General features: G+C 41.8%; 14 protein-coding genes. 12 read left to right on the top strand and 2 right to left on the bottom strand.

The window, feature by feature from the left end; translation table 11 throughout:
- Nucleotides 1-141: 141 nt before the first annotated feature.
- A complete protein-coding gene (locus tag GW828_RS02065; protein WP_273056914.1) occupies nt 142-768 on the bottom strand; it encodes a Maf family protein in 627 nt (208 codons plus the stop codon).
- A 248-nt stretch (nt 769-1,016) separates the two neighbouring features.
- Here GW828_RS02065 and yceD point away from each other — a divergent pair, with 248 nt between their 5' ends.
- The 12 genes from yceD (at nt 1,017) to GW828_RS02005 (ending at nt 10,619) form a co-directional block, all read left to right on the top strand.
- Nucleotides 1,017-1,541 carry a 23S rRNA accumulation protein YceD gene (yceD, locus tag GW828_RS02060; RefSeq protein WP_124015733.1) on the top strand — a complete coding sequence of 175 codons (525 nt, stop codon included), beginning with the start codon at nt 1,017-1,019 and terminating at the stop codon, nt 1,539-1,541.
- A gap of 18 nt (nt 1,542-1,559) precedes the next feature.
- Nucleotides 1,560-1,730 carry a 50S ribosomal protein L32 gene (gene rpmF / locus GW828_RS02055; protein ID WP_011636967.1) on the top strand — a complete coding sequence of 57 codons (171 nt, stop codon included), beginning with the start codon at nt 1,560-1,562 and terminating at the stop codon, nt 1,728-1,730.
- Nucleotides 1,731-1,745: 15 nt separating this feature from the next.
- Entirely contained in the window at nt 1,746-2,774 is a 1,029-nt protein-coding gene (gene plsX / locus GW828_RS02050) for a phosphate acyltransferase PlsX (protein WP_182696938.1), read from the top strand.
- 8 nt (nt 2,775-2,782) lie between these two features.
- A complete protein-coding gene (locus GW828_RS02045) occupies nt 2,783-3,742 on the top strand; it encodes a beta-ketoacyl-ACP synthase III (RefSeq protein WP_124015735.1) in 960 nt (319 codons plus the stop codon).
- 32 nt (nt 3,743-3,774) lie between these two features.
- The gene (gene fabD, locus GW828_RS02040; RefSeq protein WP_273056927.1) at nt 3,775-4,701 is read left to right on the top strand and encodes an ACP S-malonyltransferase; all 927 of its coding nucleotides are present in this window, start codon (nt 3,775-3,777) and stop codon (nt 4,699-4,701) included.
- 10 nt (nt 4,702-4,711) lie between these two features.
- The gene (gene fabG, locus GW828_RS02035; RefSeq protein ID WP_011636971.1) at nt 4,712-5,458 is read left to right on the top strand and encodes a 3-oxoacyl-ACP reductase FabG; all 747 of its coding nucleotides are present in this window, start codon (nt 4,712-4,714) and stop codon (nt 5,456-5,458) included.
- Nucleotides 5,459-5,621: 163 nt separating this feature from the next.
- On the top strand, nt 5,622-5,855 hold the full coding sequence (gene acpP / locus GW828_RS02030; protein WP_011496723.1) for an acyl carrier protein: 234 nt from the start codon (nt 5,622-5,624) through the stop codon (nt 5,853-5,855).
- 162 nt (nt 5,856-6,017) lie between these two features.
- A complete protein-coding gene (fabF, locus tag GW828_RS02025; protein ID WP_273056953.1) occupies nt 6,018-7,259 on the top strand; it encodes a beta-ketoacyl-ACP synthase II in 1,242 nt (413 codons plus the stop codon).
- A gap of 98 nt (nt 7,260-7,357) precedes the next feature.
- Nucleotides 7,358-7,846 (top strand): acyl-CoA thioesterase, encoded by a 489-nt coding sequence (locus tag GW828_RS02020; protein ID WP_124015738.1) that lies wholly within the window; start codon nt 7,358-7,360, stop codon nt 7,844-7,846.
- Between the two features lie 14 nt (nt 7,847-7,860).
- Complete coding sequence (locus tag GW828_RS02015; protein WP_182722256.1) at nt 7,861-8,736, top strand: NAD(P)-dependent oxidoreductase; 876 nt, start codon at nt 7,861-7,863, stop codon at nt 8,734-8,736.
- A 413-nt stretch (nt 8,737-9,149) separates the two neighbouring features.
- Nucleotides 9,150-9,485 carry a tetraheme c-type cytochrome CctA gene (cctA, locus tag GW828_RS02010; protein WP_273056956.1) on the top strand — a complete coding sequence of 112 codons (336 nt, stop codon included), beginning with the start codon at nt 9,150-9,152 and terminating at the stop codon, nt 9,483-9,485.
- 504 nt (nt 9,486-9,989) lie between these two features.
- The gene (locus tag GW828_RS02005) at nt 9,990-10,619 is read left to right on the top strand and encodes a LuxR C-terminal-related transcriptional regulator (RefSeq protein WP_124015741.1); all 630 of its coding nucleotides are present in this window, start codon (nt 9,990-9,992) and stop codon (nt 10,617-10,619) included.
- A gap of 85 nt (nt 10,620-10,704) precedes the next feature.
- On the opposite strand, the gene GW828_RS02000 is transcribed toward GW828_RS02005, so the two are convergent.
- Nucleotides 10,705-12,462 (bottom strand): M61 family metallopeptidase, encoded by a 1,758-nt coding sequence (locus tag GW828_RS02000; protein WP_273056958.1) that lies wholly within the window; start codon nt 12,460-12,462, stop codon nt 10,705-10,707.
- Between the last annotated feature and the right edge of the window lie 50 nt (nt 12,463-12,512).

The raw sequence follows: 12,512 nt of genomic DNA, 5'->3' as shown, positions 1-12,512 counted from the left end.
ATTGAAGATAAGTGTGTCCGACGCTGTATAGTATTCGCTTCTGTGTGATACTCAGCTTACTTCTGTGTTATGTCTTTTGTTATGACCATATCAAGTACAAACAGCATTATCTATCCCCATCTCCCCTTATTAAATTCGATATCAGTATTTGTTGGTTGAGCATTCTGGTGCTTGACTGAGCACATCTACACCGTGCTGAGCGAGTAAATCTATCAGTTTAATTAATGGTAGACCGATTAGGGTGTTAGGGTCATCACCTTCTAAACGCTCAAACAGAGCTATACCTAACCCTTCACATTTGAAACTTCCGGCGCAATATAATGGTTGTTCTGTATTGATGTAGTAGCGAATTTGCTCCACTGATAAATGTTTAAAATGAACCGTGAACGGTTCAACACAAGATAACATTTGTTGATTGGCACTATTGAATACTGCAAGGCCGGTATAAAAAGTAATTGCTTGACCTGATGCCGCGCTTAATTGCGCTATCGCATTGTCTACTGTGTGAGGCTTACCAATAATTTGACCGTTAATCAGTGCAACTTGATCCGAACCAATAATTAATTGCGGCACTGATTTGTTCTCTATTAGTTGGGCGCCTGCGAATGCTTTTTGTTCGGCTAAGCGTTTGACTAAAGATAATGCGGTTTCATTTTTTGCTGGGGATTCATCGATATTAGGGTTAACACAGTTAAACGGCAGCATTAATTTAGCTAATAATTGCTGACGAAAAGGTGAGGTTGATGCAAGTACAAGATTGAATTCCATTGGCTTTGTTTCAGTATTTGTTGGCTAATAACAGAATATTAGTCAGTTTACTGTATTCATCTATGCAAATGGAGCATTTTTCTCGAGTAATGCTTGTGTGATTGGGTTGGGTTCGGTAAAATTTGTCAACTTTCAAATTCAATGCCGGATTTAAAGAGTACCTAAAGTTCGTTATTAGGTGAGGTTACCGTATTTTTACGGAAATTTTCTTTGACTCCAGCGTTTTCAAACTATAATATGCGCGCCTTATGCAAACAGTAAAGATACCGGTTTCAATTGATCCTATACGCGCTGCCTCTAGCGGCCTTCGTTATGAAGGTATCATTTTAGGCAAGCAACTAAAGCGATTAAGCGAGTTATGTGCCGGCGACTGTTCCGACGTAGTTGTGTCGTTGGAATGTGGCGTCGATTTACAGGGGATAGTCTACCTTCGCGGGAAGGCTGTGACGGAGCTCACTCTGCTATGTCAACGTTGCATGACACAATTTACTACTGAGGTTACGGTCGACTTTTGTTTTAGTCCTTGTAAGACTGAGGCAGAAATCGATGAGCTCCCGGATGCGTATGACCCAATTGAGTGTAATGAGATTGGTGAAGTACGTCTGCATCAATTGATTGAAGATGAATTGATAGTCGCTATGCCTATCATCCCGATGCACGATGATAATAATTGTAAGTCTGGGTCGAAAGATATAGTTGTAGGCGAGATCGAACCCGCTCATGAGGAGCGTCCAAATCCGTTTGCAGTGTTAGAAAAACTGAAGAGCAAGTAATCGTAGGAGACAGGTCCAATGGCTGTACAACAGAATAAAAAATCACGTTCAAAGCGCGGAATGCGTCGTTCACATGATTCATTGAGCACTGCTCAATTGTCAGTAGACGCAACTAGTGGTGAATTACATCTACGTCACAACGTGACTGCCGATGGTTTTTACCGCGGTAAAAAGGTTATCAACAAGTAATTTGTTGCTAATTGAATGACAAATCTGACGCTTGCGTTAGATGCGATGGGGGGCGATCACGGTCCCCACGTGACAGTGCCTGCAGCCTTGCAGGCATTGAAATTTAATACATCCCTAAAAATTATTTTGGTTGGCAATCAAACCGAAATAGAAAAATATATCCCTCAAGCTGATCCAACAACTTTATCCCGCATTGAAATAATTCATACCACTGAAGCTGTCACTATGTGTGATAGGCCCATTCATGCTTTGCGTTCACGTAAAAATAGCTCAATGAAAATTGCTATTGAACTTGTGCGCGATGGAAAAGCAGCTGCCTGCGTTAGCGCGGGTAACACGGGGGCGTTGATGGCGATGGCTAAGGTATTATTAAAAACCTTACCAGGCATTGATAGACCAGCATTGGTATCTTGTTTACCAGCTATGACAGGCAAGCCTGTTTATCTGCTGGATTTAGGCGCCAATGTTTCTTGCGATTCCGAGACTTTATTTCAGTTTGCTATTATGGGGTCGGTATTGTGTGAAGCTGTTCATAAAAAGTCCCGGCCGAAAGTGGCATTATTGAACGTTGGTATTGAAGCGATTAAAGGGAATGACCAAGTCCAACAGGCTGGCCAAATTCTTCAACATACGGACCAAATTAATTATATTGGTTTTGTAGAAGGCGATGAAATTTATACCGGTAATGTTGATGTGATCGTTTGTGACGGATTTGTCGGCAACATCACCTTAAAAACCTCAGAGGGCATTGCCAAGCTATTAGTTCATCAATTAAAACGCGGCTTAAATGATGGTTTTTTTGTGCGTTTACTCTCCAAACTCATCGCTCCTCGCATACAAGCAGTACTCAGTAAGATGAACCCCGACCACTATAACGGTGCAAGTCTGATAGGATTGCGCGGAATAGTAGTAAAGAGTCATGGTAACGCGGATGAAGCTGCATTTTTACAAGCATTAAATTTAGCAGCAACAGAAGCAAAACGTCGTCTTCCTGAAATGATTAAAGATCGTTTGGAGTCGATTCTTTTAGACATCAATAGCTGATCTCATATATGCACACAAAAATTCTCGGAACAGGTAGCTATCTACCTGTGCAAGTTCGTAGCAATCAAGATCTTGAAAAAATGGTTGAAACCAGTGACCAATGGATTGTTGATCGAACCGGTATCTCTGAGCGGCGTATTGCTGCAACAGACGAATCGGTTTCAACAATGGGTTATCAAGCGGCATTAAAAGCGCTTGAAATGGCTGGGATAGAAGCCAGTGATCTTGATATGATTGTTTGCGGAACCACAAGTGCATCAAACGCATTTCCTGCAGCAGCATGCGAAATTCAAGCCTTATTAGGCGTCAAAAATATTCCTGCCTTTGATATTGCAGCAGCATGTTCTGGTTTTATTTATGCCTTATCCGTTGCAGATCAATTTGTTAAAAATGGTTCTGCTAAAAAAGTATTAGTCATTGGTTCAGATGTATTGTCGCGGATGTGTGATCCTTCTGATCGCTCCACGGTGATTTTGTTTGGTGATGGCGCTGGCGCTGCGATTATTGGTGTCAGTGATACCCCAGGTATAATTGCAACCCATATTTATGCCGATGGTAGCCAAGGGGACTTATTAAAATGTTCTTTCCCGCCTCGCGCCAATGAAAGTTCTACAGCGGTCGGTTTTATGACGATGAAAGGCAACGATGTCTTTAAAGTGGCCGTGACACAGTTATCGAATGTCGTCACCGAAACCCTGCGCCTTAATAATGTCGATAAATCTGAAATTGACTGGTTAGTACCACATCAAGCTAACTTTCGCATTATCAATGCCACAGCAAAAAAATTGAACATGAGCTTAGATAAAGTGGTGCTTACCTTAGCTAGGCATGGTAATACCTCAGCCGCTTCCGTACCAATTGCATTAGATGAAGCCGTTCGTGATGGCCGAATTCAGCGTGGGCAATTACTATTGCTTGAAGCCTTCGGTGGCGGTTTCGCTTGGGGCAGTGCATTAATTCGTTTTTAATTTTCAAATTATTTTTATACAGGTAACCGTTTATGGAAAATGTTGCTTTTGTATTCCCTGGTCAAGGTTCTCAGGCCGTAGGGATGTTAGCTGAATTGGCTCAAACTCATGCCATTATTGGCCAAACCTTTGCCGAGGCGAGTGATGCTTTAGGTTATGATTTATGGGATCTTGTTGCCAATGGCCCTGCTGAAACCTTAAATGAAACCGATAAAACTCAGCCTGCATTACTCACCGCAAGTGTCGCTATTTGGCGGGCATATCTAGCGTCTAACAAGCCTATGCCTTCAATACTTGCAGGCCATAGTCTTGGAGAATATTCTGCTTTAGTATGTGCCGGGGTGATTGAATTTACCGATGCTGTTAAATTGGTTGAGCTACGCGGGAAATTAATGCAACAAGCTGTACCTGCGGGTTCTGGAGCTATGTTTGCCATTATTGGACTTGCTGATGAGGCTATTGCCACTGCATGTGCGGAATCTGCGCAAGGTGATGTAGTGAGTCCTGTGAATTACAATAGTCCAGGGCAAGTTGTTATAGCGGGTGAAAAAGCCGCTGTAGAGCGCGCAGCCGCTGCGTGTAAAGCTGCAGGTGCTAAAATGGCAGTCGCGCTACCTGTTAGCGTTCCGTCCCATTGTGCATTAATGAAGCCTGCAGCCGATGAATTAGCTAAAGCCTTAATTGAGATGACGTTTTCTGAGCCTAACATCAAGGTAATCAATAACGTTGATGTGGCAATGCCAACCGACGCTCAAGCAATTAAAGATGCGTTAGTGCGCCAATTGTATTGCCCGGTACGGTGGAGCGAAACTGTTGAGTTTATGGCGACACAAGGTGTTACAAAATTAGTAGAGTGTGGACCTGGTAAAGTATTAACCGGTTTAACAAAAAGAATTAATAAATCGATATCCGCTCAAGCGGTTAATGATGTTGCTTCATTCGCAGCATTAGTCGAATAAAGGAGTTGATATGAGCTTTAGCATTAATTTAGACGGTAAGGTTGCATTAGTCACAGGTGCTAGCCGTGGTATTGGCCGCGCAATTGCAGAGTCGTTAGTACAAGCGGGTGCCATGGTTATTGGCACAGCAACCAGTGAAAAAGGTGCAGCGGCGATTCAAGCTTACCTAGGTGACAAAGGCTTCGGGATGGTGTTAAATGTCACTGATAGCCAGTCAGTGGCTGATTTATATAGCCAGATCAAAGAAAAAGCCGGTGAAGTTGATATTCTTATTAACAACGCAGGCATTACTCGTGATAATTTACTGATGCGAATGAAAGATGATGAGTGGCAAGATATCATTGACACCAATTTGACATCATTATTTAAATTGTCTAAACCAGTAATGCGATCTATGATGAAAAAACGTTTCGGACGTATAATCAGCATTGGATCAGTTGTGGGTACAATGGGTAATGCTGGCCAAGTTAATTACTCGGCGGCTAAAGCGGGTTTGATTGGATTTACAAAATCTCTTGCAAGAGAGGTTGCATCTCGTCAAATAACAGTGAATGCTATTGCACCTGGATTTATTCAGACAGATATGACAGATGAGCTGACAGTAGAGCAGCAACAAGCTATCATGTCGCAAGTTCCGATGGAACGATTAGGGCAAGCACAAGAAATTGCCAATGCAGTATTGTTTTTGGCCTCGGATTCAGCCGCTTACATCACAGGCGAAACATTGCATGTGAATGGCGGCATGTACATGGTTTAAGAGCGATAGGTAGGTAACTACCTTCATTTGAGTCAGTGTTAGTGATAATTCAATGTCATTTTTTGTGGTTAGACCACAAAATCTAAGCTTGCATTGTTATCTAATTCGAATAAACTACTCGCAATCTTACGCAAGTGCGTAATTTGAATAGGAAAGAAAACTAATGAGCAACATCGAAGAACGTGTAAAGAAAATCATCATCGAGCAACTTGGCGTTAAAGAAGAAGACGTTAAATCAGCTGCTTCTTTTGTAGACGATTTAGGCGCTGATTCTCTAGACACTGTTGAATTGGTTATGGCTCTAGAAGAAGAGTTTGATACCGAGATCCCTGACGAAGAAGCTGAAAAGATCACTACTGTTCAAGCAGCGATCGATTACGTTTCTAAGAATCAGTAATCAAGAATTCACAAAAACAGGCGGCATTTATGCCGCCTGTTTTTGTTTAAAGCATTTGTAAACGCTCGTTCCATTTAATTGCACTAGAACACCCTTCCTTATATCTCTTTAGCTTTATCGCAATAATGGCATCGTGGCAGATTTTATTTAAAGGTGAATATCATGTCTAAACGTCGTGTCGTCATCACAGGTCTCGGTCTTGTGACTCCTGTGGGTAATGATGTCGAATCTTCTTGGAATGCCTTATTGGCTGGTCACAGTGGTATTGCTCCTATTATTAAGTTTGATGCGAGTGAATATAGCACTCGTTTTAGCGGCTCAGTCAAAGATTTTGATATCGAAAAATACTTAACCAAAAAAGATGCCCGTAAAATGGATTTATTTATCCAGTACGGTATGGCTGCGGGTATTCAAGCGGTGCAAGATTCTGGCCTCGATATGAGCCAAGAGAATCCCGCTCGAATCGGTACCGCGATTGGTGCAGGTATGGGCGGCATGTGGTTAATTGAACAAGGTCATTCGGCTTTGCTCAATGGCGGACCGCGCAAAGTGTCACCATTTTTTGTCCCTAGTACCATTATCAACATGATAGCGGGTCATTTGTCGATTATGTATGGCATGACAGGTCCTAACTTTGCAGTGACAACGGCTTGTACTACGGGTGTACACAATATCGGTTTTGCCGCACGTACTATTGCTTATGGTGATGCCGATGTAATGGTTGCCGGTGGCGCTGAAGATGTGACTAGTCCATTAGGTGTTGCAGGTTTTAGTGCAGCTAAAGCATTGTCTACTCGTAATGACGATCCCAAAGCAGCCAGTCGTCCTTGGGACAAAGACCGTGACGGCTTTGTTATTGGTGATGGTGCCGGTGTCATTGTGATGGAAGAATATGAACGAGCTAAAGCCCGCGGAGCTAAAATTTACGGCGAGTTAGTTGGTTTTGGTATGAGTGGTGATGCATTCCACATGACATCGCCACCTAGTGATGGTGCGGGTGCTGCGGCGGCAATGGTTAATGCCATTAATGATGCTCAAATTGAAAAAGAGCAAGTGGGCTATATTAATGCCCATGGCACATCTACCAATGCGGGTGATAAAGCTGAAGCTGCAGCTGTAAAGTCGGTATTTGGCCCTTATGCTTATGAGGTGCTGGTGAGTTCGACTAAATCAATGACCGGACATTTATTAGGTGCCGCGGGGGCGGTAGAGGCCATTTTCACTTTGCTTGCGCTGCGCGATCAACATGTTCCACCAACGATTAATTTAGACAATCCAGATGAAGGTTGCGACTTAGATTTTGTTGCCCATACATCTCGTCGCCATCAATTTGATTATGCTTTATGTAACTCATTTGGTTTCGGCGGCACCAATGGTTCTTTATTATTCAAAAAAATCGATTAGTTTCGTTAAGCTAAAAAAAGCGCCTCTGGCGCTTTTTTTGTAATAACACAAAGTGTATCGTTATTTATAGGTACATCTTGCGATCATCAGGAGGTTTTATGGCCGGTAAAGATAGACAACTTACACTACGTTTTTTGGCTGAGCCTGCAGATGTCAATTTTGGTGGAAAGGTGCACGGCGGTGCGGTTATGAAATGGATCGATTTAGCCGCTTATGCCGCAGCCGCAGGATGGAGTGGTAAATACTGTATTACGGTTTACGCTGGTGGTATTCGCTTTGTTAAACCTATTCACGTAGGTAATATTGTTGAAGTGACTGGTAAAGTGATTTATACCGGTACTACTTCGATGCATATCGCTATTGACGTTAAAGCCGGTGACCCTAAAGAGTCAGAACGTCATTTAACCACCCATTGTATTGTCATTATGGTTGCTGTAGATGATGACGGTAATCCTATCTCAGTTCCAGAATGGATCCCCACTACCGCTGATGATATTCGTTTGCGTGATAGTGCTATGCGATTAATGGATATGCGTAAACGTATTGGGGCTGAAATGGAAGCCCACGTTAAACCTTCAGTTGTTTAAATAAAGAGGATGATATGGCCAAAGTAGCATTTATTGGTTTAGGCGTTATGGGATACCCTATGGCGGGACATTTAGTTAAGCAAGGGCATGATGTTACTGTGTACAACCGCACTGCCAGTAAAGCTCAACAATGGGTTGAACAGCATGGTGGTAAGGCTGCAGATACGCCAAAAGATGCAGCTAAAGGTCAAGATATTGTTTTTACCTGTGTGGGTAATGATGATGACTTACGCCAGGTCGTCTTAGGTGAACATGGTGTCGTTCATGGCATGCATGCGGGGGCCATTTTAGTTGACCATACTACGGCTTCTGCCGATGTTGCCCGTGAAATTGCTGCATATATTGAGCCGCTAAGTATCGCTTTTTTAGATGCGCCTGTTTCTGGTGGTCAAGCGGGTGCCGAGAATGGTGTATTAACGGTAATGATGGGTGGCGAGCAAGCGCATTTTGATACAGTTAAGCCTGTTATTGAAGCGTATAGTCGTTGCGCTGAGCTATTGGGGCCTGTCGGTGCGGGACAATTAACCAAAATGGTTAACCAAATCTGTATTGCTGGTGTGGTGCAAGGTTTAGCGGAAGGACTTCATTTTGCTAAAAGTGCCGGTTTAGATGGCTTGAAAGTGATTGAGGTCATCAGCAAAGGTGCAGCGCAAAGTTGGCAGATGGAAAACCGCTATCAAACCATGTGGCAAGGTAAATACGATTTTGGTTTTGCTATTGATTGGATGCGTAAAGATTTAGGCATTGCCCTCGATGAAGCTCGTCGCAATGGCAGCCATTTACCCGTAGCTGCGTTAGTTGATCAGTTTTACTCAGAGGTTCAGGCCATGAAAGGTAACCGCTGGGATACCTCTAGTTTACTTGCTCGTCTGGAAAAATCGCGTGATTAGTATTCTTAATTTGTTGTAATAAAGTGCTATTACAGTAAAAAGCTCCGATTTTTATCGGGGCTTTTTTATTGACGATAAATAAGTAAATCGTCATTTATCTGCGTTCGTCTTTTTAATGCTAGTAAATTTATTGAATAAAAACCATCGAGTTACATGATGTAGCGCACATATTCAAAGTATTAACGCTGCTATTATCATTCCATCTAAATTAATTTTGCTTAAAGTGGATTGATTAACTAAGTTTATATTGCCCATCAATTTTAGACTATTTTATAAGTTGTTTAATAAATCGTTGGTAAATCATTTATAAACTAGGTTGTTGAGTAAGCCATAAGTAAAGTGTTGTGCTGCAGTGTGATGACCCGCGTCAGATAAAAAGAATGTGGGCATACGCTAAATTGGAGGAATGAATAGTGAACAATAAACTACTAAGCACATTGTTTGCGGCTGGTTTTGCGGTAATGATGATGTCTTCTGCATCATTTGCTGCTGATCAGACGCTCGCAGAGTTTCACGTTGAGATGGGTGGTTGTGAAAACTGTCATGCTAATGAAGAACCGTCTGCTGATGGTGCTTATGAATTTGAACAATGTCAAAGTTGTCATGGCACACTAGCCGAAATGGACGAAAATCATAAACCACATGATGGTGTCTTAATGTGCGCAGATTGTCATGCACCACATGAAGCCAAAGTAGGTGATAAACCAACATGTGATACATGCCATGATGATGGTCGTACAGCAAAATAAGCTATCTTTGATGGCAAAAAATACCGACATTTTGTCGGTATTTTTGTTTCTATTAGACGAATGTTACCGTGTTATTGTTGCTAGAAATATCTTCTTGTCACTGAATAAAGAGTATCCAATCAAGTTACGCTTATCAAAAGTGGTCCTGGCATAGACCTTTTCTGCTCATTAACCATCATCTAGATAAGTAATCTCAATAACGTTTTTATATGACTTAGCCGTGTCAATTTGACTGGGCTAGTGGAGATAATGGCTCAAAACTGTCACGTCATTTTTATTTTATTAGCTTAAAGTTAGGCATTCTTCAATCAAGTTAACTAGAATGAGATAACGTCAATAATCAATCGCCAATCAGTACTAAGCACTAGTATTAAGGTCTATTTTTGATTGTTTTCATTATTCTTTTGACTGATATGCAGACGAGGCCATGGTTGTTAGTATTACCTTGTTTGAATATAGGTTTAGCATTGAAGGCTGTTGATTTAATCACATGGAGTGTATCAAATGTTTAAAGTCGTAAATTGGATGATAGTATCGAGGTCTGAGTTATTAGTCGATTTGCTCGATTGCCGATGGCCACAAGAGTTTTTGGTTAAATTAACTAAAACCCAGCCTAGCAATATGGCTAAAATGTTAGCAGTTGAACCGATTGTGATAGTTTTTTTTGACCTATCAACCATCGATTTACAACAAGCCTATCAATTACAACGCCTGATTGAACGTGAATATTGCTCCATTCATACTGTGTTTATCAATTTCCCTAAGCAGCTTGATACCCGATTCCTTATTCATCCTTTAACGATAGGGGTGTTTTATACTGATAGCAGCCTTGCAGAAATTAGCATTGGTTTAAATGACATAATGAAAGGTCGAAGAGTCATACCTCAGGATTTATTACGTTCAATGGTGGACGATGATAATCATGATGATAATGAGCAGTTAACAATCCGCGAACGTGAAGTGCTACAAACTTTGCTAACTGGCAGTACCAATTTAGACATAGCTAACCAATTATTTGTAAGTGAATCAACCATCAAAACGCATTTATATCGCGCCTTTAGAAAAATCGGTGTGTCTAGTCGTGGCCAAGCAATTGCTTGGGCGCAAACTCACATGCATGAAGTAAGGTTATAAGCACTTGCTTGTCGGTTCATCATATGGCGAAAAAACACAAGATAAAAAGAGGTATTCAGAGATACCTCTTTTTATTTTTGAGTGATTAACCAAGCCACAATGATATTTTAGATGCATCTTTGATGCTAAGGGAAATAGTATCTAAAGCGGCTTCACTAATTGGCAAGGTTCCTTGCATCAGTTCATCACGTCTAAACCAGTGTAGGCTGATTTGCTCACCAACAGTCAAGCTTTGCAATTGCTGTTCAAATTGTGCTGTAACTTGTAAATTATCTGCTGCAATTAATAAATCACCCGCACTAAGACCCGCTTGATGGGCCGGACTGTGTTGGATGACGCTCAACACTTTTAAGCCCAATGATTCCGTTTTTGTTCTAGCACCAAAGCCAATGTTAAAGCCTTTAGCATCACCGCCACCTAAATCTGTGTTACCTTCGCTTGCTCGAAGCGTCATAGACACCCCAACCTGAGCCAGTAAGGCTTCAAGCGGTATATCATCACAGCTATTGAGGTAAGCAAATACATCATCACATGGACGTTTTAGGATGGTTTCAACAATCCGTTGATGGCTGAGCGGATCGGTACCGACACCGGTTAAGCCGTATTGTTGCCAAAGCTGACGCATAACATCGTCTAAACTTTTTTGCCCCTGGGTTTCAATGCGAAGGGTTAAATCTAAAAATAACCCAAATAGTGCCCCTTTGGTGTAATAGCTGACAATGGCATTAGCGGCATTTTCATCTTGCTTATAAAACTTGGTCCAAGCATTAAAACTTGACTGTTTTAGGGTTTGCTTAAAACGACCTTGACCTCTATATACTCGGGTCATAATTTGGCTAAGCAAGGTAAGGTAAGCGGCTTGATCAATACATTGAGATTTAAAGGTAATTAAATCATCATAGTACGAAGTAATCCCCTCATATGCCCATAGTTGCTCTGTGTAAGACTCTTGCGATAAATCAAATGGGCTAAATTCAGCCGGTTTAATTCGTTTCACATTCCATGAGTGAAAGTATTCATGGCTGCACAGTGACAAATAAGTGCGGTAACCTTTATCGACTGGTGCTTCTAATGACTGAGGTAAATCATTACGTGAACACATTAGTGCAGTTGAGGCTTTATGCTCTAAGCCACCAAAACCATTGTCTAAAACAGTGGTCATAAATACATAGCGTTCAAAAGGAGCTGGCGTGCCAAATAAATTGATTTGGTATTCGCATATGGCTTTAAGGTCTTTGGCTAAGCGAGCCATGTTGGCTCTATGCTTACCACTTAATACGATATCGTGAGGCACGCCGGCTACATAAAATGTCTCTATGGTTAGCTCGCCCATTTCAACCGGATGATCGATTAAGTCGTCATAGTTTTCCGCGCTAAAATCACCAAAGCCGAATTGCTCGCCAGTGGTTCGAGTCATGCTGGTGGCCAAGGTCCAATGGGATAATTCAGCTAGTGCTGGTGTTGCAATTGTGACTCTATGAGATTGAGATTCCAGCCCTTTGGCGGCTAAAAACACACTACTGCCATTGAAGAAGCCATGATTAGTGTCCAAATGTGCAGTGCGGACAGACAAGTCCCAAGCATAAATTTGGTAGCATAAGGTAATATGGCTACCCTGATTATTTAACTGCCAGGTTTGTTTGTCTAATTGAGTAACGGATAGCGGTTGTTGATTTTCTTTAGCATCAATGTCAATTATGTTTTTAGCAAAATCGCGGATCATGTAGCTACCGGGTAGCCAAGCGGGTAAACAAAAAACTTGTGATGGAGATGCTTCAGAGACAGTTAACGTGACTTCAAATAAGTGTGCTTTTGGATCGATCGCATGGATATGGTAATGCATAAAGAATTCCGAATAAGTAGGCGAGTCACAATCAAAACGATTGAGCTATA

Origin of the sequence: Shewanella vesiculosa, assembly GCF_009994065.1 — a bacterium.
Lineage (GTDB): Bacteria > Pseudomonadota > Gammaproteobacteria > Enterobacterales > Shewanellaceae > Shewanella > Shewanella vesiculosa.
Note: the sequence above shows the minus strand (reverse complement) of the source record. Positions and strands in the feature narration are given on the sequence as shown.

What these genes read in the sequence shown, in the direction of transcription:
- GW828_RS02045 (WP_124015735.1), top strand. Translation starts at nt 2,783, where the DNA reads ATGCACACAAAAATTCTCGGAACAGGTAGCTATCTACCTGTGCAAGTT.
- GW828_RS02065 (WP_273056914.1), bottom strand. Translation starts at nt 768, where the DNA reads ATGGAATTCAATCTTGTACTTGCATCAACCTCACCTTTTCGTCAGCAA.
- acpP (WP_011496723.1), top strand. Translation starts at nt 5,622, where the DNA reads ATGAGCAACATCGAAGAACGTGTAAAGAAAATCATCATCGAGCAACTT.
- yceD (WP_124015733.1), top strand. Translation starts at nt 1,017, where the DNA reads ATGCAAACAGTAAAGATACCGGTTTCAATTGATCCTATACGCGCTGCC.
- GW828_RS02005 (WP_124015741.1), top strand. Translation starts at nt 9,990, where the DNA reads ATGTTTAAAGTCGTAAATTGGATGATAGTATCGAGGTCTGAGTTATTA.
- rpmF (WP_011636967.1), top strand. Translation starts at nt 1,560, where the DNA reads ATGGCTGTACAACAGAATAAAAAATCACGTTCAAAGCGCGGAATGCGT.
- plsX (WP_182696938.1), top strand. Translation starts at nt 1,746, where the DNA reads ATGACAAATCTGACGCTTGCGTTAGATGCGATGGGGGGCGATCACGGT.
- fabD (WP_273056927.1), top strand. Translation starts at nt 3,775, where the DNA reads ATGGAAAATGTTGCTTTTGTATTCCCTGGTCAAGGTTCTCAGGCCGTA.
- GW828_RS02020 (WP_124015738.1), top strand. Translation starts at nt 7,358, where the DNA reads ATGGCCGGTAAAGATAGACAACTTACACTACGTTTTTTGGCTGAGCCT.
- GW828_RS02015 (WP_182722256.1), top strand. Translation starts at nt 7,861, where the DNA reads ATGGCCAAAGTAGCATTTATTGGTTTAGGCGTTATGGGATACCCTATG.
- fabG (WP_011636971.1), top strand. Translation starts at nt 4,712, where the DNA reads ATGAGCTTTAGCATTAATTTAGACGGTAAGGTTGCATTAGTCACAGGT.
- GW828_RS02000 (WP_273056958.1), bottom strand. Translation starts at nt 12,462, where the DNA reads ATGCATTACCATATCCATGCGATCGATCCAAAAGCACACTTATTTGAA.
- fabF (WP_273056953.1), top strand. Translation starts at nt 6,018, where the DNA reads ATGTCTAAACGTCGTGTCGTCATCACAGGTCTCGGTCTTGTGACTCCT.